The sequence below is a fragment of the Amycolatopsis australiensis genome (assembly GCF_900119165.1).
GTDB classification, from domain to species: Bacteria; Actinomycetota; Actinomycetes; order Mycobacteriales; family Pseudonocardiaceae; genus Amycolatopsis; species Amycolatopsis australiensis.
The window spans coordinates 2,525,102-2,545,403 of the sequence record NZ_FPJG01000006.1 but is presented as its reverse complement, the minus strand read 5'-3'; the positions used below and the strand labels follow the sequence as shown (position 1 = coordinate 2,545,403).

Annotated in this window: 21 protein-coding genes and 3 pseudogenes; 9 read left to right on the top strand and 15 right to left on the bottom strand. The window is 73.6% G+C overall.

What is annotated here, in order from left to right:
* Nucleotides 1-140: 140 nt before the first annotated feature.
* From BT341_RS13515 to BT341_RS13505, 3 genes are all read left to right on the top strand, one after another.
* Nucleotides 141-992 carry a DMT family transporter gene (locus BT341_RS13515; RefSeq protein WP_245804957.1) on the top strand — a complete coding sequence of 284 codons (852 nt, stop codon included), beginning with the start codon at nucleotides 141-143 and terminating at the stop codon, nucleotides 990-992.
* 24 nt (nucleotides 993-1,016) lie between these two features.
* A complete protein-coding gene (locus tag BT341_RS13510) occupies nucleotides 1,017-1,961 on the top strand; it encodes an RNA polymerase sigma-70 factor (protein WP_072476631.1) in 945 nt (314 codons plus the stop codon).
* Between the two features lie 88 nt (nucleotides 1,962-2,049).
* Entirely contained in the window at nucleotides 2,050-3,234 is a 1,185-nt protein-coding gene (locus tag BT341_RS13505; RefSeq protein WP_072476630.1) for an NAD(P)/FAD-dependent oxidoreductase, read from the top strand.
* A 3-nt stretch (nucleotides 3,235-3,237) separates the two neighbouring features.
* Here the strand turns inward: BT341_RS13505 and BT341_RS13500 are convergent, their stop codons facing one another.
* Entirely contained in the window at nucleotides 3,238-3,888 is a 651-nt protein-coding gene (locus tag BT341_RS13500; protein ID WP_072476629.1) for a hypothetical protein, read from the bottom strand.
* 188 nt (nucleotides 3,889-4,076) lie between these two features.
* On the opposite strand from BT341_RS13500, the gene BT341_RS13495 reads away from it, so the two are divergent.
* From BT341_RS13495 to BT341_RS13485, 3 genes and pseudogenes are all read left to right on the top strand, one after another.
* Complete coding sequence (locus BT341_RS13495) at nucleotides 4,077-4,517, top strand: MarR family winged helix-turn-helix transcriptional regulator (protein ID WP_072476628.1); 441 nt, start codon at nucleotides 4,077-4,079, stop codon at nucleotides 4,515-4,517.
* Nucleotides 4,514-5,711: pseudogene (locus BT341_RS13490) on the top strand (cytochrome P450). The gene BT341_RS13495 and the pseudogene BT341_RS13490 overlap by 4 nt, the downstream one beginning before the upstream one ends.
* A 160-nt stretch (nucleotides 5,712-5,871) precedes the next feature.
* Complete coding sequence (locus BT341_RS13485; RefSeq protein WP_072476627.1) at nucleotides 5,872-6,285, top strand: STAS domain-containing protein; 414 nt, start codon at nucleotides 5,872-5,874, stop codon at nucleotides 6,283-6,285.
* A 15-nt stretch (nucleotides 6,286-6,300) separates the two neighbouring features.
* On the opposite strand, the gene BT341_RS13480 is transcribed toward BT341_RS13485, so the two are convergent.
* Entirely contained in the window at nucleotides 6,301-7,458 is a 1,158-nt protein-coding gene (locus tag BT341_RS13480) for an FAD-dependent oxidoreductase (RefSeq protein WP_072476626.1), read from the bottom strand.
* Nucleotides 7,459-7,564: 106 nt separating this feature from the next.
* Here BT341_RS13480 and BT341_RS13475 point away from each other — a divergent pair, with 106 nt between their 5' ends.
* Nucleotides 7,565-8,152: a TetR/AcrR family transcriptional regulator gene (locus BT341_RS13475; protein WP_218177834.1), complete on the top strand. Its 588-nt coding sequence runs from the start codon at nucleotides 7,565-7,567 to the stop codon at nucleotides 8,150-8,152.
* A 10-nt stretch (nucleotides 8,153-8,162) separates the two neighbouring features.
* Here BT341_RS13475 and BT341_RS13470 read toward each other — a convergent pair whose 3' ends face one another.
* Nucleotides 8,163-9,017 (bottom strand): alpha/beta fold hydrolase, encoded by an 855-nt coding sequence (locus BT341_RS13470; protein WP_072476624.1) that lies wholly within the window; start codon nucleotides 9,015-9,017, stop codon nucleotides 8,163-8,165.
* Between the two features lie 187 nt (nucleotides 9,018-9,204).
* Here BT341_RS13470 and BT341_RS13465 point away from each other — a divergent pair, with 187 nt between their 5' ends.
* Nucleotides 9,205-10,200, top strand: a complete 996-nt coding sequence (locus tag BT341_RS13465) for a GlxA family transcriptional regulator (RefSeq protein WP_072476623.1) — start codon at nucleotides 9,205-9,207, stop codon at nucleotides 10,198-10,200.
* A gap of 165 nt (nucleotides 10,201-10,365) precedes the next feature.
* Here BT341_RS13465 and BT341_RS13460 read toward each other — a convergent pair whose 3' ends face one another.
* The 11 genes and pseudogenes from BT341_RS13460 to BT341_RS13420 all read right to left on the bottom strand — a co-directional run bounded on the left by BT341_RS13460 (nucleotide 10,366) and on the right by BT341_RS13420 (nucleotide 19,306).
* Nucleotides 10,366-11,214 (bottom strand): PhzF family phenazine biosynthesis protein, encoded by an 849-nt coding sequence (locus tag BT341_RS13460; RefSeq protein WP_072476622.1) that lies wholly within the window; start codon nucleotides 11,212-11,214, stop codon nucleotides 10,366-10,368.
* Nucleotides 11,215-11,332: 118 nt separating this feature from the next.
* Nucleotides 11,333-12,319 carry a quinone oxidoreductase family protein gene (locus tag BT341_RS13455; RefSeq protein ID WP_072476621.1) on the bottom strand — a complete coding sequence of 329 codons (987 nt, stop codon included), beginning with the start codon at nucleotides 12,317-12,319 and terminating at the stop codon, nucleotides 11,333-11,335.
* A 7-nt stretch (nucleotides 12,320-12,326) separates the two neighbouring features.
* Complete coding sequence (locus BT341_RS13450; RefSeq protein WP_072476620.1) at nucleotides 12,327-13,199, bottom strand: MBL fold metallo-hydrolase; 873 nt, start codon at nucleotides 13,197-13,199, stop codon at nucleotides 12,327-12,329.
* Entirely contained in the window at nucleotides 13,196-13,570 is a 375-nt protein-coding gene (locus BT341_RS13445; RefSeq protein ID WP_072476619.1) for a DUF3870 domain-containing protein, read from the bottom strand. Before BT341_RS13445 ends, BT341_RS13450 begins: the two co-directional genes overlap by 4 nt.
* Nucleotides 13,567-14,805 carry an MFS transporter gene (locus BT341_RS46395; RefSeq protein ID WP_245804956.1) on the bottom strand — a complete coding sequence of 413 codons (1,239 nt, stop codon included), beginning with the start codon at nucleotides 14,803-14,805 and terminating at the stop codon, nucleotides 13,567-13,569. Before BT341_RS46395 ends, BT341_RS13445 begins: the two co-directional genes overlap by 4 nt.
* 5 nt (nucleotides 14,806-14,810) lie before the next feature.
* Nucleotides 14,811-15,278: a cupin domain-containing protein gene (locus BT341_RS46390; protein ID WP_245804955.1), complete on the bottom strand. Its 468-nt coding sequence runs from the start codon at nucleotides 15,276-15,278 to the stop codon at nucleotides 14,811-14,813.
* Nucleotides 15,279-15,987: 709 nt separating this feature from the next.
* Nucleotides 15,988-16,470, bottom strand: a pseudogene (locus BT341_RS47865) (tetratricopeptide repeat protein); the annotation flags it as partial.
* Nucleotides 16,471-17,800: 1,330 nt separating this feature from the next.
* Nucleotides 17,801-17,929 (bottom strand): annotated as a pseudogene (locus BT341_RS47860) (BTAD domain-containing putative transcriptional regulator); the annotation flags it as partial.
* The gene (locus BT341_RS47855; protein ID WP_084742849.1) at nucleotides 17,872-18,246 is read right to left on the bottom strand and encodes an AfsR/SARP family transcriptional regulator; all 375 of its coding nucleotides are present in this window, start codon (nucleotides 18,244-18,246) and stop codon (nucleotides 17,872-17,874) included. The pseudogene BT341_RS47860 and the gene BT341_RS47855, both read right to left, overlap by 58 nt.
* Nucleotides 18,216-18,383 (bottom strand): helix-turn-helix domain-containing protein, encoded by a 168-nt coding sequence (locus BT341_RS45270; protein ID WP_177328797.1) that lies wholly within the window; start codon nucleotides 18,381-18,383, stop codon nucleotides 18,216-18,218. The genes BT341_RS47855 and BT341_RS45270 overlap by 31 nt, the downstream gene beginning before the upstream one ends.
* Nucleotides 18,384-18,394: 11 nt before the next feature.
* On the bottom strand, nucleotides 18,395-19,306 hold the full coding sequence (locus BT341_RS13420; RefSeq protein WP_072476616.1) for an NAD-dependent epimerase/dehydratase family protein: 912 nt from the start codon (nucleotides 19,304-19,306) through the stop codon (nucleotides 18,395-18,397).
* 232 nt (nucleotides 19,307-19,538) lie between these two features.
* On the opposite strand from BT341_RS13420, the gene BT341_RS13415 reads away from it, so the two are divergent.
* Nucleotides 19,539-20,135, top strand: coding sequence for an NAD(P)-dependent oxidoreductase (locus BT341_RS13415; protein ID WP_072476615.1), 597 nt, complete (start codon nucleotides 19,539-19,541; stop codon nucleotides 20,133-20,135).
* A 1-nt stretch (nucleotide 20,136) separates the two neighbouring features.
* On the opposite strand, the gene BT341_RS45265 is transcribed toward BT341_RS13415, so the two are convergent.
* Entirely contained in the window at nucleotides 20,137-20,289 is a 153-nt protein-coding gene (locus BT341_RS45265) for a hypothetical protein (RefSeq protein WP_177328796.1), read from the bottom strand.
* Nucleotides 20,290-20,302: the final 13 nt, after the last annotated feature.

Genomic DNA, 20,302 nt, shown 5'->3' with positions numbered 1-20,302 from the left:
GCTCTCGATGGCCCGTTCCAGGGTAGACACCGGCGGCCGAACCGGTGACCGGTGGTGTGCGCGCGGTCCGGCGCGGGTATGCGTCGGTCGTGCCGGTTCACGTCCCCGCTGGGGTTGCTGCCTTCCTGCCGGGAACCGCCGTGGCCGTGGCGGCGGCCGGGATGTTCGCGGTGGGCTCGGTCCTGCAGCACGAGGCCGCGTCACGCAGCACGTCGTCGGGACGGCTGGAGCTGCGTCAGCTGGTCGCGAAGCCCGGCTGGGTGGTGGGGCAGAGCGCGACCGTGCTCGGCACGCTCCTGCAGGTGACCGCGTTGGCGCTGGCGCCGGTGGCGATCGTGCAGCCGCTGCTCGCGGGGGCACTGGTGATCGCGATGGGCATCCGGTCACTGCGCGACCACTGCCTGCCGGCCCGGCTGGAGGTGCTGGGTGCCGCGTGCACCTGCGCCGGGCTGGCCGGGTTCCTGACCGCGGCCCACCCGGCCCGCGGCACCGGCGGGCAGCTGCCCTCGCCCGGCGCGGTCGCCGTCGCGGTGCTGCTGGTGGTGGCCCTGGTCGCCGGGTGCAGCCGGCTCGGCCGCGGCCCGCGAGGCGCCCTGGCCTGCGGTGCCTCGGCGGGCATCGCCGCCGGCGTGGCCGCGGTGCTGATTTCGACGGCGCTGAAGAGCTTCAGCGAACGCGGCTTCCTCCACACCGTGACCGGTCCCGCGCTGTGGGCGGCGCTCGTCTCGGCCATCGCCGCCCAGTGGGCCGCCCAGCAGGCCTACTCGCGGGGCAGCCTGTCGTGGTCGCTGCCGGCGCTGACCCTGCTCGACCCGCTGGCCGCCGTGCCTGCCGCCCGGCTGCTGATCGGCGAACGGCTCGAACCCGGCCACGCCGTGGTCTGGGCGCCCGCCGCCGCGGTCGCCGTCCTCGGCGTGATCCTGCTGGCGCGGACCGGGGAAGGGTGCCGCCGTCCGCTGGTCTTCCGCCGCCGTCAGCGCGCGATGCGCTGAGCGTCCCCGGTGTAGCTTGGGGCCATGCTGGTCGGCGCGCACGAGGTCGAGCTGTTCGAGGGGGCCAGGGCGCGGCTGGAGGCCATCGCCTACCGCCTGCTGGGGTCGGCGTCCGACGCCGAGGACGCGGTGCAGGACACGTTCCTGCGCTGGCAGTCCGCCGACCGGGAGCTCGTCGAGACGCCCGAGGCGTGGCTGACGAAGGTGCTCACCAACATCTGCCTCAACCGGCTCACCTCGGCACGGGCCAAGCGGGAGACCTACGTGGGCCAGTGGCTGCCCGAGCCGGTCCTCGCCGGCGACCGCATGCTCGGCCCGGCCGACACGGTCGAGCAGCGCGAGTCGGTTTCGATCGCGATGCTCACGCTGATGGAACGGCTCTCGGCCAAGGAACGCGTCGTGTACGTGCTGCGCGAGGCGTTCGGCTATGCCCACGCCGAGATCGCCGAGGTGCTCGACCTCACCGAGCCGAACTGCCAGCAGATCTACCGGCGGGCCAAGCAGCACCTGGCCACCGACCGGCGCCGGGTCGAGGTCGACGCGGCCGCGGCCCGCAAGATCGTCGAGGAGTTCCTCGCCGCGGCACTGAGCGGCCGGACCGACTCGCTGGTCCGGCTGCTGACCGACGACGTCGTCAGCGTGGGCGACGGCGGCGGCGTGGTCTTCTCGATCCCGCAGCCGATCAGCGGCGCGCTGCGGGTGGCGAGGTTCCTGCGCGGGCTGTTCAAGCCCACCGCGGCCAAGTGGGAGATGGTCGGCGGCAGGCCCGACCTGTTCGCCACGGTCGCCAACGGCAGGCCGGCGCTGGTCATGACGGTCGGCGACCGGCTCGTCGGCGTCTTCTCCCTGGACGTGACCACCGACGGCATCGCGGCCGTCCACGCCCAGGCCAACCCCGACAAGCTCGCCCGCGCGACGCGCCGGTGGGCCGCCCTCGACCACGGGGAACCGCTCGACGGCGATTGGTGACGTGGATCACCGCTCTTCCCTGTCAGGTTTCGTGCCGCTGCCCGGTTCAGGCAGCGAACACCCACCGGATGAGGGAATGAGGGAAACCATGAAGCACCGGATCGTCGTTCTCGGGGCCGGATACGCCGGAGCCACCGCCGCCGGGCGGCTGGCCAAGCGGCTGCACCCCGCCGACACCGAGATCGTCCTCGTCGACGCCGGCTCCGAGTTCGTCGAGCGCATCCGCATGCACCAGCTCGCGACCGGCCAGGACCTCGAGCCCCGCATGCTGGACGACGTCTTCGCGGGCACCGGCGTGCGGGTGCGGCAGGCCCGGGTCACCGCCGTCGACGCCGAGCACAGGACCGTCGACGTCACCGGCGACGGCGGCCCGGACCGGATCACCTACGACACGCTGGTCTACGCACTGGGCAGCACCGCCGCCGACGGGGGCGTCCCGGGCGTCGCCGAATACGCCTGCGACGTCGCCGGCAAGCAGTCCGCGCTGCGGCTGCGGGCGCGGCTGGCCGGCCTCGCGGCCGGTGAAGCCGTGCTCGTCGTCGGTGGCGGCCTCACCGCCATCGAGGCCGTCGCGGAGATCGCCGAAGCCCGCCCGGACCTCGACGTCTCGCTCGCCGCCCGCGGCGGCGTCGGCGACTGGCTGAGCGAGAAGGCCCAGCGCCACCTGCGCGCGGCGTTCGAGCGGCTCGGCATCACCGTGCACGAGCACACCGGCGTCGCGCGCGTCGAGCCGGCGAGCGTGGTCACCGCAGACGGCCGCACGATCCCCGCCCAGGTGACCGTGTGGACGGCCGGTTTCGCCGTCCACCCCCTCGCCGCGGCGACGACGATGCAGGTCTCCGAGACCGGGCAGATCGTCGTCGACGACACGATGCGGTCGGTCTCGCACCCCGACGTCTACGCGGTCGGCGACGCCGCGCTCGCCCGGGGCGCGGGCGGCACGCCGCTGCGGATGTCCTGCGCCTCGGGGATTCCCACGGCCCACCACGCCGCCGACGTGATCGCCGCCCGCCTGACCGGGCGCCCGGTCCCGCCGAACAAGATCGGCTACAGCGCCCAGTGCATCAGCCTCGGCCGCCGCGACGCCATCGTGCAGTGGGTGACCCCGGACGACCGGCCGAAGCCGTCCGCGGTCACCGGCCGGACGGCCGCCCGTCTCAAGGAGACGATCTGCCGGGCCGCGGCCTGGACCGTGGCGCACCCGACGTCGATGCTGCCGGTGCGCCGCCGGCACGCGACGGTGGCCGGGGAGCGCGCCGCGAGCACCGCCTGACGGCTACTTCTGCTGCTGGAGGCGGTAGCTGCCGTTGTTGCCGAGCGTGAACCGCTCGAGCGGGTAGTAGGTGTGGTAGCAGCCGTACTTCACGACGCAGAGCGCGATCTTGGCCTGCTTGACCAGGGTCGCCTCGTAGTGCACCGAGCCGGGGAAGGTCAGCTGGTTCTGCAGCAGCCCCTGGTAGTCGGCCAGCCCGCCGCCGTTGTCCTTCAGGTAGTCGTAGTGGCGGATGTTGCTGACCGTCTTGCCGTTGTAGCACCAGTCGACGCGGACCGCCCACTTCACGTGGTTCAGGTGCGTGGTGCTCGGATAGCTGATGTAGCGGTCGGCGTAGGTGCAGCTGGTCTTCCCCGGCACCGGTGCGGGTGCCGGAGCGGTCTCGTCGACGACCTCGGCGTCCGAGGGCACGAAGACCTGGTCGGCGACCTCCGGCCGGGTGGCGAGGGCGGCGCGGTCTTCGGCGCTGAGCGTCCCGGTGGCGTCCATCCGGGCCAGGATCGCGCGCACTTCGTCGTCGGAGATGGGATCGGCCGCCCGCGTCCGGACGGTGGCGCCGCCCGGCACCGCGGCCGTGGCGGCGTCCGCGGGTGCGGCCACGAGGGTGAGGGCGGCGCCGATCGCGGCGGCAGCGCACAGGAGTCGTCGGTGCATGGAAGTCCCCTTCGGTCACGGTTTCCGGTTCCGGGACCCACACTGGCGGCCGGCCGGCGGTGCAGGTAGGGGGCAACGCGGTCATCGGCCGGTACCGGCCAGCTTCGTCAGTTAGTAAGTAAATACTTATGATATCTGGACATATCCCGCCTTATACTCGAAGGTTAGTAATCAATACAGTACTAATTATGGACGACGAGACGGTGAAGGCGGTGCGCCGGAGCACGCTCCGGCTCGCGCGGCGGTTGCGGGGCAGCCGCTCGGCCGGGGCGCTGAGTCCCGCCAAAGTCGGCGTGCTCGGCTACCTGTCCCGGCACGGGGCGAGCAGTCCCGGCGAGATCGCGGCCGCCGACGCGCAGCGGCCGCAGGCGCTGACCAAGGTGTTCGCCGAACTGGAGGCCGACGGCCTGATCAGCCGGGCCCCCAACGAGCACGACGGCCGCAGCGTCGTCCTGGACCTCACCGCGCGCGGGACCGCCGCGCTGGAAGCTGACATGCGCGAGCGCGACGAGTGGCTGGCCGGCGCGCTCGAGACGCTCGGCGAAACCGAGCGCGGCGTGCTGCGCCTGGCCGCTCCCCTGCTCGATCGCCTCTCCGACCACCCCGCCGTGGCCAACGAGGACTCATGACCGGCGCCAGCGCGTTCCCGCCGCCCCGGGCGTGTCCCTACACGCCGCCGCCCCGGCTGGCCGAGTTGCAGCGCGACGCCCCGGGTCAGCCGGGTCCGGATCTGGGACGGCAGCACGCCGTGGCTGCTGACCCGGTACGCCGACGTCCGCGCGGTGCTCGCCGACCGCCGGTTCAGCGTCGACGCCACCCGGCCCGGCTACCCCGCGCGCGGCCCGGCGAGCCGGGCCCGGCGGACCGGGCGCGGTTCGTTCATCACCATGGACGCCCCCGAGCACACGCGCCTGCGCCGGATGCTGATCAGCGAGTTCACCGTGCGCCGCGTCGAGGCCCTGCGACCGGCGATCGAACGCACCGCCGCCGAGCTGCTGGACGAGCTGGCTGCCGGGCCCCAGCCCGCCGACCTGGTCCGGCGGTACGCGCTGCCGCTGCCGTCCATCGTCATCAGCGCACTGCTCGGCGTGCCCTACGAAGACCACGCGTTCTTCGAAGACCGCGCCCGCGCGATGCTGGACGACTCCGCCGGCGGCGAGGTCGACCGGGCCGCCACCGCCGAGCTCGCCCGCTACCTCGGCACCCTGCTGCACCGGCGCGATATCCGGCGCACCGGCGACCTGCTCGGCCGGCTGAACGCCGAGCAGGTCGAAACGGGCGCGCTCTCGCGGTCCGACGCGGTGGCCACGGCCATCCTGCTGCTGATCACCGGCCACGAGACCACCGCCGACCAGATCGCGCTCTCCACCGCGTTCCTGCCGGACAACCCCGGGCACGCCGAGCCGTTCCGGCACCCGGACGGCCCACCGGCGACCGCGGTGGACGAGCTGCTGCGGCTGCTGACGATCACCCACACCGGCCGCCGCCGCGTCGCGACGGCCGACGTGCGGCACGGCGACGTGACCATCCGCGCCGGCGACGGTGTCCTCGCCGCTGCCGACATCGCCAACCGCGACCCGGACCACTTCCCCGATCCGGACGCGGTCGACCTGGGCCGCAGCCCCAACCACCACCTCGCCTTCGGGCACGGCGAACACCTGTGCCTCGGCCACCACCTGGCGCGGCTGGAGCTGCGCATCGCCCTGACCGCCCTGCTGCGGCGCCTGCCCCGGCTCCGGCTCGCCGTTCCCACCGGCGAGCTGCCGTTCCGGCACGCGCACCCGAGCTACGGGATCGACCGCCTCCCGGTCGCCTGGGACTGAAGGCGCGCGAACCCGGCAGCCGCCGGGCGGCTCCTGGGCGGTCGGCGACGCGTTTTTTCGTTCGGGCGCTTGAAAAAACGCCCTCGTGGAAACCACCCGATCGGCTGTTCCTGAGCGGAGAATCGTGGCGCCGGAACGACGTTTGGGTACGTTGGCGCCCATGTCGTCGATGTCCCTGCCCCGCCCGCGAGATCCGCGCCGCCGCCCGGCGGCGTCCTTCGCGGTGGCCAGGACAGCCGGCGCCAGCGTGGTCACCGTGGCGGGCGAACTCGACCTCACCGTCACCGACCGGTTCGCCGCGCTGCTGGCGGACGAACTCGACCGGCGGCCACCGGTGCTGGTCTGCGACACGTCGGCGGTGGAGTTCTGCGCCGCCCGCGTCGTGACGATCCTGCTCGACGCCGTCGCCGACGCCACCGCGGTGGGGGTGCCGCTCGCCGTCGCCGGCCGGCGCCGGGCCCTGCTGCGCCCGATCACCGCGCTCGGGCTCGGGGACCGCCTGCCGGTGCACCGCACTGTCGGGGAAGCCCTGGCGTGGCTCGCGCGGTCGCCGGCCGGTTCGAAGCGGGAATGACCGGCGAGTCGCCGATCAGGCCGATCGAGCGGCGCCGGGCTGGAAACCGGGTTCGTTCCCGAAGTCCGGGAGCTCGTCGGACAGCAGGCCCTCGGCGCCGCCTTCGAGGGCCTTGGCCATCTCCGTCGAGCGGGGCAGCATGGTCTGCTCGTAGGCGCGGATCCCGGCGTCCACAGTGGACGCGTTCGCGAGCGCCAGTGCCAGGTCGCTCGCGTCGAGCATGGCGAGGTTGACGCCGACGCCGAGCGGTGGCATCAGGTGCGCGGCGTCGCCGAGCAGGGTCACCGTCGGGTCGGACGTCCAGGTGTGCGGCACCGGAAGGGCGAAGATCGGGCGATCGACGTACGGTCCGTCGTTGTCGGTGATCAGCCGGCGTAGGTTCGGCGCCCAGTGCGCGTACTCCTGGAGCAGGACGGCGCGGATGCCTTCGGTGTCCTCGATCGTCAGCCCGCGCTCGCCGATCCAGCCGGCCGGGACGCGCCGGATGAGGTAGACGCGGATGTGGTCGCCGCTGTTGCGCTGGGCGAACAGGCCGCGCGAGCCGTCGGCCGCGCCGGCGCTGCCCGGGCCGACCAGCTCGGCCAGCTCGGGGTGCCGGTTCTCGACGTCGGAGAACCACGCTTCCAGGAAGCTCACGCCGGTGTGCCCGGGAACGGCGGTCGACACCGCCGGGCGGACCCGGGAGAACGCGCCGTCGGCGCCGATGACCAGGTCGGCCTCGACGGTCGTGCCGTCGGCGAAGTGCAGCTGCCGCGGGCCCTCCGGCGGTCCGCTGATCCGGTCGAGCGCGTGGCCCCACCGCACGGTTCCCGGGCGCAGGGAGCCGAGCAGCAGGTCACGCAGCTGACCGCGGTCGATCTCCGGCTTGAACAGCTCGCCGGCCTCGGGGACGTAGTGGAACGTGAGCTGCCCGGACGCGTTGAGCTGCCGCATCTCCTGTCCCTCGGGGCGGGACAGGGCGAAGAACTCGTCGAGCAGGCCGGCTTCGCGCAACGCGAGCTGGCCGTTGTCGGCGTGCAGGTCGAGGGTGCCGCCCTGGTTGCGCGCGTCGGGACCGGGCTCGCGGTCGTGGACGGTGACCGTGAGGCCGTGCCGCTGGAGGATGCGGGCGCAGGTCAGGCCACCGGGTCCGGCGCCGATGACGTGGATGCGGGCTTGCCGGGGTGAGGTCATGGCTGTCTCCTTTCGTACGGAAACCCACTTAAGCAGACTCAATACAAATGTGCAACGAGTCAACTTTACGACTGATGCCACTGTCGGTTAGAGTCAGGCCATGACCGTGTCTCCTCCCGGCCGTCGCGAACGCAAGAAGGCGGCCACCCGCCAGGCGATCGCCGACGCCGCGCTGCAGCTGTTCCTGGCCCGCGGCTACGACCAGGTGAGCATCCGCGACATCGCCGACGCGGCCGACGTGTCGACCACGACGGTCTTCAAGCACTTCAGCGGCAAGGAAGCGCTGGTGTTCGACCAGGACGCGGACCGGGAGGCCCGGCTGGTCGCCGCCGTGCGGGAACGCGCGCCCGGCGAGAGCGTCCTCGACGCCCTCCGCCGGCACGTCCTCGCCAGCTGGCTGCCGATCGCGGAGCACCCCCAGGCGGCCGAGTTCACCGAGCTGGTGGACGCCACGCCGGCACTGCGCGCGTACGCCGAACGCATGTGGACCCGCCACGCCGGCAGCCTCGGCGCGGCCATCGCGGCGGAGATCGGCGCCGGCGCCGACGATCTCGCCTGCGTGGCGCTCGCCCGGTTCGTCCTCGAGATCCCGGCCCTCGCCCACGGCCGTCCGGACCGCCGGGCCGCGGTCGAGACCCTCTTCGACCTGCTCGCCCGCGGCTGGGATTCCCACGAGCCGGCTCCGGGCTCGTAGCGGAACGCCGTCATTCCGCTTCGGCGGTGACGCGCCGGACGGCCTCCACGGCGACGTCGGGCTGGTCGACGTAGATGTAGTGCCCGCTGTTGGGCGCGGTGACCGGCTTGCTGCGGCTGGACAGCCGCAGCCACTTGTGCTGACCTTCGGCCCACGCCTTCTCCAGCGCCTCGCCGTACTGCGGAACGGCCGCGAGGTACGGCTGCCCGTGCTGGATCACCTCGACCGGAACGTCGCCGGCGGACCCGACCTCACCGTCCTGGACGGTCAGGTTCTCCGGGTTCTGGCCGCTGTAGACGGCCACGCTCTGCGCGCGCAGCTCGGCCGCCTGCCCGGTGGCCGACGCCGGGATCGCCGCGTTCGTGTCGGCGACGATGGTCGACGGCGTGGCGTCCATCAGCACCAGGCCCGCGACCCGGTCCCGGTGAGCCGGCGCGTACCGGGCGGCGATCAGGCCGCCGAGGGAGTGCCCGGCCAGCACCACCGGGCGGTGCCCGGCCACGCGGTCCAGCACGCCGGTGAGGATCTTCCCGCTGCTGTCGAAGGTCTGCGGGCCGTCCGGCCGGTCACTCGCGCCTTCGCCGAGCCGGTCGTAGGAACAGACCCGGCCCTTTTCGCTGAGCGTCTTCTGGAACCCGGCCAGCTTGTCCAGACCATCGCCGAGGCCGGCCAGCAGGACGACGACCGGCCGGTCCTCGTCGGGCTCGCCCGAGCAGGACACGTTCACCGACCGGCCCTCGACGGTGATCTTCGTGGTACCGGAGATCGGGGCCGGCTCCTCGGCCTCGTCACAGGCGGCCAGCACCGGCACGGCGACCGCGCAGAACAGAGCGGCGACAGCGGTTGCCTTGGCATTGCGAAACATCAGTACTCCACGGTTCGTCGTCCCACCGGCCGATCGGCCCCCGCGGCGTCGGCGCCGCGGTGACCCAAACGCTAGGGGCCACGAGCCGCGGAATCGTCACCACGCAGTGGACACCTGCGGGTAGCTCGCAAGGGGGACAACGCTGCTAGGCTGCTGGCTGGATCATCAGCTTCCGGAGGATCTGGCCATGCCGCGCCCGTCCCGCAAGCCCGTCGTGCCGCACCGGGTCGCGGTCGTCGCCGTCCCGCCCGTCGGCACCTTCGAACTGTCCATTCCGGACCTGGTGCTCGGCGGGGTCACCGTGGCCGGGACCGCCGGCTACGAGGTGGTCACCTGCACCGCCGTGCCGGGCGTCGTCGAGGCCACCGGTGACCTGGATGTCGTGGTACGGCACGGATTGTCGGCCGTGGCGAACGCGCGGACCGTCATCGTCACCGGGACCGGCGCCCGCGAGGACGCCGATCCCCGGGTGCTGGCGGCGATCCGGCGGGCGGCAGGCCGGGGCGCGCGGATCGCGTCCATCTGCACCGGCGCGTTCGTGCTCGCGCAGGCCGGGCTGCTCAACGGCCGCACCGCAACGACGCATTGGCGCTACGCCGGCGAACTCGCCGAACGCTGCCCGGCCGGCACGATCCGGCCCGACGTGCTCTTCGTCGAAGACGGCGGCATCATCACTTCGGCCGGCCTGGCCGCCGGCATCGACCTCTGCCTGCACCTCGTGCGCTCGGACTACGGTGCCGCGGTCGCCAACGCGGTCGCGCGGCTCGCCGTGGTGGCCCCCGTCCGGCCGGGCGGGCAAGCGCAGTTCATCGACGCGCCCGCGCCGCCGGAACGCGGGACGTCGCTCGCCGAAACCCGCGCGTGGGCGCTGGAACGCCTGGCCGAACCGCTGACGCTGGCGGACCTCGCCCGGCACGCCAACACGAGCGTCCGGACCCTGACCCGCCGGTTCCAGGCCGAGACCGCGCTCAGCCCGTTGCAGTGGCTGCTCCAGCAACGCGTCGACCGCGCCCGCGAGCTGCTCGAGTCCACCGATCTCCCGCTCGGGGAAGTCGCCCGCCGCAGCGGCATCGGGACGGTGGATTCCCTCCGTCAGCACCTGGCGAGGAAGACGGGCCTGACGCCGACGGGCTACCGCGCGTCCTTCACCCGCAACCCGGAACCGTCCCGCCGCGACGGCTAGGCCGGCCCCCGGCAGCGGGAGCCGGCCGGTGCGGTCACGGGAACCAGGTGAGCGGAATCATGCCCTATCCCCTTTCCTGTCGGCGTCACGGGAAAGTCTGCCGCCCGAGGCCGGCTGCGCGTGGTGTGCGAGCGCCGCGGGACGACCGGCGAAACAGCAGGTCGATCACGGTGAGCCAGGGCGGCTACGGGAGGGGTACGGGAAAGCCGCGTCTCCGCCCACCCGCACCGTCACCGTTCCCGCCGGGCCGGGCCGCGTGGTGGCGGTGATCGTCGCGGGGCTGCCGACGGCGTCGCCCATGTCGACCGTGATGGCGGGAATGCCCTGGCCGGCCAGGTGGGCGGCGAGGCAGGCGGTGCTGTTGGCGTTGGCGATGTCCTCGGGCACCCCGATCGAGGGCGCGAACATCCGGGCGGCGAGCCGTCCGCCCGGATCGGGCGGCGAGTGGACGTAACAGCCGAGCAGCCCGAGATCGTCGCAGGCGGCACGCAGGGCGGCGAAGTCCGGGGTGAGCGCGGCGAGCCGGGCGGTGTCCGCGACGGGAACGAGCAGCCGTGGCCGTCCGACCGAAGCCACTCGCACGCCGGAGTCCTTTTCCAGGCCCAGTGCGGACAGGACGTGGTCGCACTCCCCGGCGGCGGGTGCGCGCAACTGCACCGGCCCGGGGTCGAACGCGGCGGTGATCCGCCGTGCGTCCGCGGTGGCCCAGCCGTCGAAGACGCGCCCGCCCGCGTGGAGAGTGGTTTGATAACCGGATTTCCCGGCACGCTGGGCGAGGACGGCCAGCGCGGCGACGGTCCCGTGGCCGCACGCGGGCAGCTCGCCTTCGCTGGTGAAGAAGCGAAGGGCGGGTCGGCTGTCCCCGGACACGAAGACGGCGTGGGACGCGCCGGCCAGACCGGGCACCTGGCGACGCTCGGCGTCAGTGAGCGACGCGTCGGCGAGGACGGCGGTGGGGCTGCCACCCGAGCCGTCGCGCAGGCACGCCCGGACGAGGGTGACCGGGCCGATCATCCGGCCACCCGCACGTGCCGCCTGTGCGACGCTGGGTCGTGGCCGCCCACCATCGGACCCACCACTCGCACGTGCCCCTCACGCGGCGCCGGGCGACCGCCGCCCGCGATCAGGCGCCTCATCCGGCCACCCGCACCACGTACTTGCCGCTCCCGCGGCCCTGAGCCAGCAAGTCATGCACTTCCCCGACCGCCGCCAGGGACTCCACCACCGTGATCGGTGGCCGGATCTCGCCCGCGGCGATCATGTCCAGCCCGTGCTCCAGCGCCGAGGCCGCCACTCCCGGCGCGGTCGCCGTCAGCCTGCTCATGCTGAAGCCGATCACGCCCACGTTGCCGCCGATGAGCCGTCCCGCCGGGGGCAACGGTGCGGGCACCCCGCCCGCCGCGTTGCCGAACAGCACGATCCTCGCCCCCGGGGCGGCGACGTCCAGATCCACCTCCAGCAGCCCGGTTCCCGTCGGGTCGAGGATGACGTCCACTCCGTCCGGCGCTACCCCGCGGATCGCCGCCACGAGGTCGTCGTCGCGGGCGAACACCTCGTCCCAGCCCGCCGCCCGGCCGGCTGCGATCTTGTCCGGCCTGCCGACCGTGCCCACGCGGGTTCCGCTGCCCAGCGCCGCCGCCACCTGGCTGAGCACCGATCCGATGCCGCCGCTGGCCGAGTGCAGCAGCACCGACTCGCCGGGACGCAGCCTCGCCCGGTCGGTCAGCAGCAGCACCGCCGTGGCCACGACCAGCGGGGCCGCCGCGGCCTGCGCGAACGACACGCCGTCGGGCACCGCCACCGTGACGCCGGCGTCCGCGACCGCCACCTCCGCCAGCCCGCCACCCGGCGTGAACGCGGCGACCCGCTGCCCCGGCCGGACGTGGTCCACGCCGCTGCCGGTCTCTTCGACGGTTCCCGCCACCTCGAGCCCCGGCACGTACGGCCACGCGGACGCGTACCCCGGGTCGCCGCGGCGGGCCATGACGTCGATGAAGTTGATCCCGGCGTGGCCGACCGCGATCGTCACCTGCCCGGGCCCGGGCCGCGGCCGCTCCACCTCGGCGACCGACGTGGTCGCCGCGTCGGCCGACGGCTCCGCGATGCACAACGCTCTCACTGCACCCTCACCTTTCCGAACCACGTGGGTCCGGGCCCGCCGGAGTCACCGGGCCCGGGACGACGTCACCGAGAATCCGCCCGACGTACCGGCCGCCTTCGAGGACACCGGGATCGTCGTGCGCGGCCAGGATGAAGCGGTAGCGGCGAGCCGCCTTCGCCGCGCGCATCTCCTGCACCACCGACGTAGTGAAGTTGTTGCTCAGCGCCGGATCGTCGGGCACGAGGAACGTCGGCTGCACACCGGCCACGAAGCCGTCCCGCGGCTGGTTCCGCAACGCGCCTTCGACGTCGTAGAAGAGATCACCGCACAGATAGGCCTCGCCCTCCGCGGTGTCGACGACGATGCCGATCGAGCCCGGCGTGTGCCCGCCCGAAAGGCGGCACGTGATCCCGGGGAACAGCGTCTCGCCCGGCCCGCCCGGCTCCAGGTCGAGGAACCGCAGCGCCCCCGGCGTGTAGAGCCGCTCGATCAGGTGCAGCAGGTCGTCCTTGGCGTAGGCCCGGCCCTGGATTCCCGTGCAGGCACCGCCGAGCTCGCTCCGGTTCACCACGACCGGCACGGACATCGGCACGCGGTGCAGGTGCCCGGCGTGGTCGCGGTGCAGGTGGGTCATGATCACGCAGGTCAGGTCGCCGGGTTCGAGCCCGTGGGCGGCCAGCTGCTCCTCGAACCCTTGCCCGCGACCGATCTCGCCGCCCGCGCCCAGGACGGACGGATCGCGGTAGCCGGCGTCGACGAGCACCGGCCCGCCGGCGCCGAACAGCAGGAAACCCTGTGCCGGCACGGCGATCCGGTGCCCGGGCGGGATGCCGCGCAGCCGCATCGACTCGTCGATGAACACCGAACCGAAGTTCAGCCGGTGGATCTCGAAGGTCATCGCCCCTCCCGGTGCCGCGCGTAGCGCCGCCAGGCGTCGGAGATCGCCTGGCGGATGGCACCGGCGCCGGTGCCGAGGTAGTTCTGCTCGACGACCGCCAGGATCGGCGCCGGATCGGCGGAGAGGTCGGCGCCGAGCAGCAGCTCGGCCACCCACTGCCGGACCACGGCCGTCGCCGCGGTCGCCTCCGCCTCGAGCACGGTGTGCGTCCGCCGGTCCACGCGCAGGCACACGGAAAACAGCTCGTGCGCGCTGTGCGCGGCCGAAGCCGCGGCCACCTTCGCGTACCCGACGACGATGAGACTGCCTGCCGCTGTCATCGCGGGATTGTCCCACCCGACGGGCCCCGGGTGCTCGATGTGGACGGTCATGACCGTGTCCGCGCGAGCTCGGCCGGGCTGTCCTCCGCCACGCGCTTCGGGCGGGCGAGCGCGAGACACGCCGCTCCCACGACCATGGCCGCCACCATCACGGCGAACACGAGCGTGAACGAGCCGCCGGCCTGGATGATCCAGCCGATCGCCACCGGCCCCAGCAGGCCGGCGAGCTGGGTGCCCATGTTGATGAACCCCAGCCACGTCCCCACTTCGCCCGGGCGCACCACGTCCATCGGCACCGACCAGAACGGCCCCAGCCCCGCGTAGAGGAAGAAACCCGACGCGGTCAGGAACACCGCGGACGTGGTCGCGTCCGGCGCGGCCGCGGTCGCCGCGACGGTGACCGCGGTGAGCAGGTAGGTGACCGCGACGAACCCGCGTCGCGACCGGTTGAACCACCGCTGGCAGACGTACGCGCCCAGCAGCATGCCCACCGTCCCGGCGAGGAACGGCACCGTCGAGAAGACCCCGGCGCGCAGCAGGGTCAGCCCGCGGTAGGTGAGCAGGTAGGTCGGCAGCCAGTTCATCAGGCCGTACAGGACGAAACCGAAGCAGAAGAACGCGCCGAAGGTGAGCCAGATGTGCGGAACCCACCACCGCCGTGGCCGTCGCGCGGCTTCCGGCGCCGGTCGCGTCACCAGGTTCCGCCGCCCGGGCGCGTCCCGCATCACGGCGAGGACCAGCACGACGCACAGCACGCCCGGGACGAGTGTCGCGTAGAAGACCGACCGCCAGCCCCACGTCGCGATCAGGGGGAACGCGATCGACGGCGCCAGCGCGGGTCCCAGGGTGAGCGCGGTGAGCATCAGGGCCAGCGGCAGGGAACGCCGTCCCGGCTCGAACCAGTTCGACAGCGCCCGCCACAGCGGCGGCGCGTGGAACCCTTCCCCCGCGCCCATCAGCAGGCGGACGACCAGCAGCGCGGCGAGGCTGCCGGCGACGACGCCGGTCAGCACGCTGAAGACGGTCCACCACGCGATCGCCGCGGCGATGACCCGCCGCTGCCCGAACCGGTCCGTCCACGCGCCCGCCGGCACCTGCACGATCGTGTAGCTGAGGAACAGCGCGCCGGAAACCACGCCGGCGACCGCGGGCGACAGCCCGATTTCCTTGCTGAGGAACGGAAGCGCCGAACCGAGGGCGACGCGGTCGAAGTAGGACACGAGGAGGGTGAGCCAGAGGACGCCGAGCACGACCCACCGGTACCGTCCGGTCAACGCGGTTTTCATGGCCGTCAGCTCGCCTGCGCTTCGGCCGGCGCGGTGTCGAACCCCGAGTCCGCCGGGAGGAACTCGTTGACCGGAGAGCCGAGGAATTCCGGGACCTCGCCCGGATCGTGCAGCCCGACCGCGAAGCTCTTGATCAGCGGATCGTGCTGCAGTCCCGGCGTGTGCACCTCCAGCAGCGTGCACGGCTGCCCGGTGCGGTTCCACGACCAGTGGATCCGGCCGGCCGGGACGCGGAGGAAGTCGCCGGCCCGCAGGTGGAACGCGCGGTCCTCGACGAAGACCCACAGTTCGCCGTCGCGCAGCCAGTTGAGCTGTTCGCAGTCGTGCGTGTGCGGCCGGGAGTGGTAGCCCGCGGGCCGGGTCGCGAGCATCAGCGAGGAGGAGTTCCCGAAGACGGCTTGGGTCGTGAACGACGTGTCGCCCATGTCCGCGGTCTCGGCCGGGACCCGGTCGCCGGGCACGTGAATCGACATCGCATCTCCCTTGACGCGTGAGACGGGCGGCGCGGCTGCGACACCGGTCAAGGGAGGTGGCTCGACGGGGGGCGACGTGGCAGGCTGCGGCCCGCCGGCGACGCGCGGTCGATGTCATCTGTTGACGCGTGGACTGTAATCCGGCGTCGCGGCCGGAAGCAAGAGCGGGCCGCACGCGGACAGCACCCAGGCGTGCCACCGCGCCGGGCCACACGGCCAGTGCCCGGCCTGCCACCGCGCCGTCCTCCCAAACCTGTCTCACGCGACCGAACCCCCGGCCACCCCGAGTGCCGCGAACAGCGCCCGGGCCTGCCGCCGGTGGGTCTCGGCGACGGCGGGACGGGCCGCCGCGCGGTGGACTTCCGCCACCTCGTCGAGGGCGCGGGCCTGCTGGTACTTCTCGCCCCGTCCGTGGCCAGCCGCAGTGCCTCGCCGAGGGTCTCCAACGCCCGGCCGTGCTCGCTGCCGCGCCGCGGGCCGCTCCCAGGTCGACCAGGATCTCCGTCACCTCTGTCCGGTCGTGGCTCGTCCGGACCACGCGGAGAGCCTCCGCCAGCTCCTTCGTGGCGAGGTCCCACTGCCGGACCCGCCGGAAGAGCCGGCCTCGGCGGTGCCGTGCTTGGGCGATCTTCGCGGTCAGGCGGTGGTCCTGGGCCACCGCGAGCGCCCGCTCGAGATGCATCGATGCCTCGGTGTCCCGGCCGAGGCGCCGCAGGACGTCGCCGAGTTCGGCGAGCGCGCGGCTCTCCCCGTTGGGGTCGCCGATCCGGCGGGCGAGTTCCAGGCCGAGCCGGTGCTGGGCCAGTGCCGCCCCCAGGCGGCCCGTCTCGGCCTCGACCGTCCCCAGGTTCAGCGCGATCACCGAACGGAGGAAGTCGTCGCCGTCCCCGCACGACGACCGGGCCGGCTCCAGCTTCGCGCGCGCCCGCGCGAAGTCGCCCAGCCGGAAGCACGCCACCGCGTGCCCGGCCAGGTCGTGGATCTGCCCGGCCCGGTCGCCGAGGGCCACGTGCGCCCGCCACGCCCGTGTGAACAGCACCTCGGCCCGGTCGTAGCGGCCCAGGTTCCGGTACACGACCGCGAGTTCCGTGCTCGCCTGCGCTTCGCCGGGCCGGTCGCCCGCCTTGGCCGACGCGGCGAGCACCGCCTCGCCGGCTTCCAGCCAGTCTTCGTCGTGGCCGCCGTGCAGCATCAGGTACGGCCGCAGCGCCCGCGCCGGCCGCCAGGCGTGCCCGGTCCGGCCTTCCGCGGCGGCCAGGGCCATCGCCGCGAACAGGCATCCCCGCTCGGCCTCGAACCACGACCGGGCTTCCTCGCGGCTGCCGAACGTGAGGTGGTGGACGGCGGCCGGCCGCACGCCCGCGTCTCCGGGCAGCAGCCGGTCCGCTCCCGCGGCGGCCGTGCGCACGTAGAAGTCCAGGACGCGGGTGGTCGCTTCCCGCGCGAGCCGCTTCTCGGCGCCCAGCAGCTCGCGCGCGTACTCGGCCAGCAGGTCGTGCAGCCGGAACCGGTCGCCGGGCAGCTCGCTCACCAGGTTGTCGTCGACCAGCCGATCGACGAGAACCCGCGCGCGGCGCGGGGTGAGCGCGGCGGCCGAGCCGATCGTGAAGTCGTCGCCGGGGTGCAGGCCCAGCAGCCGGAACAGCTGCCGCGCCTGCTCGTCCAGCGCGCGGTAGGACACGTCCAGCAGGGCACGCAGGCGCCCGCCGCCCGCGGAGATCTCGTGGAGCCGGTCGCCGCCGCCGGTGATCCGCGCGACGAGGTCGCCGGCCCGGCCGGCTCTGCAGCCGGGCCGCGACCAGGCTCAGCGCCAGCGGCAGGTGCCAGGACAAGGCGATGAGCCGGTCCATCGCCGCCGGCTCCCGGTCGACCCGCTCCGGCCCGAGCACCCGGGCGAGCAGCGCACGGGCTTCCTCGTGGGTGAACGGCTCCAGCGCCAGCGCGCGGGCGCCGTCCAGCACCAGCCGGCGGCGGGAGGTGATCACCACCAGCGCCGACGCGCTCCCCGGCAGCAGCGGGAGCACCTGCTCCTCGCTCCCCGCGTTGTCCAGCAGCACGAACGCGGCGCGACCGTGCAGTTCTTCCCGGTACAGCGCCGCCTTTTCCTCGAGCGACGCCGGGATCCGCCGGGCGGGCACCCCCAGCGCGCGCAGGAAGCCGGCCAGGACCGAACCGGCGTCCCGCGGGGCGTCGCCGGAATGCGCGCGCAGGTCGGCGGACAACTGGCAGTCCGCGTACCGGCCCGCGTACCGCAGGAGGTGTCCCCAGTGGACGGCGAGCCGGGTCTTGCCGGCACCGCCCATCCCGGTGATCGTCACGATCGGCCCGGCGGTCGCGCTGGTCCCGGTCAGGAACGCGGCGAGCCGCCGCAGTTCCGCTTCCCGGCCGCCGAAGTCGGCGGTGTCGGGCGGCAGCAGGCGGGGACCGGACGTCGGTGCCGTCGGACCCGGCAGCTCCTGGCGGAGGATCCGGTGGTACGCCGTGGCCAGCTCCCGGCCGGGATCGGCGCCCAGTTCGTCGCGCAGGTGCCGGCGCACGCTGTCGAACACGCGCAGCGCGGCGGCCTGCCTGCCACTGGCGGCCAACGCGAGCATCAGCCGGGCGTTGACGACCTCGTCGAGCGGGTCGGCCTCCGCGAGCCGCCGCAACACCGGCACCACCTCGCCCGCTCGGCCGGTTTCCGCGGCGAGCGCGTACTCCACGACGGCCGCGGTGTGTTCCATCGCCACGGCGACGACGGACGGGTGCGACTGCAGCGTCCCGAGCCCTCCACGACCGCGCCGCGCCAGAGCGCCACCGCCTGGGCGAACAGCGCGCGAGCCGCTTCCGCCTGGCCGTCGTCCCGCGCTCGGCGCGCCTGTTTCACGAGTCCGCGGAACACCACGAGGTCGTGCTGCTCTTCGGGCACGGCGAGAACGTAACCGCCGGACACCGTCCTCAGCAGACCCGGATCGTCCACTGAGGACATTGCGCGGAGCTGCGCGCGCGCTCGATGTCGCGCAGGCCGCCGAGGCTGATTCCCGCCGCGTCGGCGGCCTCCCGCTGGGAGAGGCCGCTCCGCTGCCGGTAGGCCTTGAGCAGCCTGCCCGCCCGGCTGGGTGCCACCGCGTCTCCTTTCAGCCGGTGACGTTCTCCCGCAGGAGGTCGTCGAGCAGGGTGGGCTTGAGGTCGAAGGTCTGCTCGGTGGCCGAGGAGTCCATCAGGAACGGCCGCCGGAACTGGTACTGCATCTCGGGCAGCTCCCGGATCATCGGCGAGGTGAGGCCGGCCGCCTTGAGCAGCCACATCGGCATCGAGCGCAGCTTCGGCTCCCATGCTCCGGCCACGGCGGCGAGCCGGTTCGCCAGTTCCCGCACCGACACGGCCCGGTTCGTCGGCGCGTGCCAGACGCGGCCCCACGCGCGGTCGTCCCGGCTGACGGCGACCAGCGCACGGGCGGCGTCCCGGGTGCCGGTCCAGCTGTGCGGCAGGTCCAGCGCGGCGGGCACCATGGCAGGCTTCCCGGCGAGCACCTTCGGCACGACCGTCAGCGTGAACACCGAGACCGCGCCGCTGCCGATGAAGTCGCTGGCCCGGACGGTCGTGACGCGGACGCGGCCCGCACGGTGCGCGGCGAGGGCGTCGTTCCACAACCGCGCCCGGATCGCGCCTTTCGCGCTGGTGGGCGCCAACGGCGTGGCTTCGGTCATGGGCCGGTCGACCGGCCCGTAGGCGTACAGGTTGTCGAGCAGCACGTAGTCCGCGCCGGACGTCTCGGCGGCCTTCAGCACGGCCGCGGCCAGTGGCGGGAATTCCGCGGCCCAGCGGTGGTACGGCGGCGCCGCGCAGTTGACGATCGTCCGCGCGCCGGCGCTGAGCTCGCTCAGCCGCCCGGCGTCGGACGCGTCGGCGGCGATCCGCTCGATCCGGGGGTGCCGGGGTCCGCTGCCCCGGCGGGTGATCAGGCGGACGTCGTGCCCCGCCTCGGCGAGGAGCGATGCGGTGGTGACGCCGGTGCCTCCGGCGCCGACCACGACTGCGACCGACATGGCCGTCCTTTCCCTTGTGGTGCTTGCCGCGGCTCACTCTTCGCCGAATCGGGCGGGCCCACCAGTGGCCAGAACGCCAGGTATCCGGAGAAAACGGCCACTTCGGCGCCGCGGGCCGGAATCCGTACTCCTTCCGTACTCCCGCAGCTCCTCCCGGGCGAAATCGGCGCACGGCGGCGACGCCCGCGTTCCTAGGGTGGGCAGCACATCCCGAGAACCCGAGGAATCGCCGATGCGCGTAGCCGTCTTCGGAGCGAACGGCCCCACCGGGCGTCTGCTCACCAGCCAGGCCGTCGAAGCGGGCCACCCGGTCACCGCGGTCACCCGTCGTCCCCGTGACTTCCCCCTGCGGCACGACCGCCTGACGGTGGCCGAAGCCGACGTCCACGACGCCGGCGCGGTCGACCAGGCCATGACCCGCCGCGGCGTGCGCCGGCTGGCCGTGGTCACCTCGAGCGCGGTCGAGCCGGTCGCCTACCCCGGCGCCGGCGTGCTGTTCAACCGCGTGCTGCAGCCGTTCGTCACCCGGGTGCTCGGCAAGACGGTGTACGACGACATGCGCCGGATGGAAGCGCTGGTCCGGGAGTCCGATGTGGACTGGACGATCGTGCGGCCGTCCGGGCTGTTCGACCTGCCCGGCGTCACCGATTACGAGCTCGTCGAAGGCCACTCGGACCACCGGTTCACCGCGCGGGCCGACCTCGCCGCGAGCCTCCTGCGGATCGCCGGTGATCCCACGCTCGCCGGGAAGGTCGTCAGCGTGACGACCACCCAGGACACCCCGAGCATGCTCCGGCTGATCCGGCAGGAGGCCTTCGGCAAGGACTGACTCAGCGGCCGTGGACGATCTCGTAGCGCACGGAGACCAGGCTCTTGCCGACGGTTCGCGTGCCGACGAGACGGACGGCGGTCTTGCCGAAGACGCGGTGGCCGCTGGCGTGGACGACGATCTCCCCGCCGGCCTCGCGCTTCAGCTGCGCCACGGCCGCCACCCTG

Coding starts and splice junctions, on each gene's coding strand:
- BT341_RS13510 (WP_072476631.1), top strand. CDS start 1,017: ATGCTGGTCGGCGCGCACGAGGTCGAGCTGTTCGAGGGGGCCAGGGCG.
- BT341_RS13505 (WP_072476630.1), top strand. CDS start 2,050: ATGAAGCACCGGATCGTCGTTCTCGGGGCCGGATACGCCGGAGCCACC.
- BT341_RS13500 (WP_072476629.1), bottom strand. CDS start 3,888: ATGCACCGACGACTCCTGTGCGCTGCCGCCGCGATCGGCGCCGCCCTC.
- BT341_RS13495 (WP_072476628.1), top strand. CDS start 4,077: ATGGACGACGAGACGGTGAAGGCGGTGCGCCGGAGCACGCTCCGGCTC.
- BT341_RS13485 (WP_072476627.1), top strand. CDS start 5,872: ATGTCGTCGATGTCCCTGCCCCGCCCGCGAGATCCGCGCCGCCGCCCG.
- BT341_RS13480 (WP_072476626.1), bottom strand. CDS start 7,458: ATGACCTCACCCCGGCAAGCCCGCATCCACGTCATCGGCGCCGGACCC.
- BT341_RS13470 (WP_072476624.1), bottom strand. CDS start 9,017: ATGTTTCGCAATGCCAAGGCAACCGCTGTCGCCGCTCTGTTCTGCGCG.
- BT341_RS13465 (WP_072476623.1), top strand. CDS start 9,205: ATGCCGCGCCCGTCCCGCAAGCCCGTCGTGCCGCACCGGGTCGCGGTC.
- BT341_RS13460 (WP_072476622.1), bottom strand. CDS start 11,214: ATGATCGGCCCGGTCACCCTCGTCCGGGCGTGCCTGCGCGACGGCTCG.
- BT341_RS13450 (WP_072476620.1), bottom strand. CDS start 13,199: ATGACCTTCGAGATCCACCGGCTGAACTTCGGTTCGGTGTTCATCGAC.
- BT341_RS13445 (WP_072476619.1), bottom strand. CDS start 13,570: ATGACCGTCCACATCGAGCACCCGGGGCCCGTCGGGTGGGACAATCCC.
- BT341_RS46395 (WP_245804956.1), bottom strand. CDS start 14,805: ATGAAAACCGCGTTGACCGGACGGTACCGGTGGGTCGTGCTCGGCGTC.
- BT341_RS46390 (WP_245804955.1), bottom strand. CDS start 15,278: ATGTCGATTCACGTGCCCGGCGACCGGGTCCCGGCCGAGACCGCGGAC.
- BT341_RS47855 (WP_084742849.1), bottom strand. CDS start 18,246: ATGTCCTCAGTGGACGATCCGGGTCTGCTGAGGACGGTGTCCGGCGGT.
- BT341_RS13420 (WP_072476616.1), bottom strand. CDS start 19,306: ATGTCGGTCGCAGTCGTGGTCGGCGCCGGAGGCACCGGCGTCACCACC.
- BT341_RS13415 (WP_072476615.1), top strand. CDS start 19,539: ATGCGCGTAGCCGTCTTCGGAGCGAACGGCCCCACCGGGCGTCTGCTC.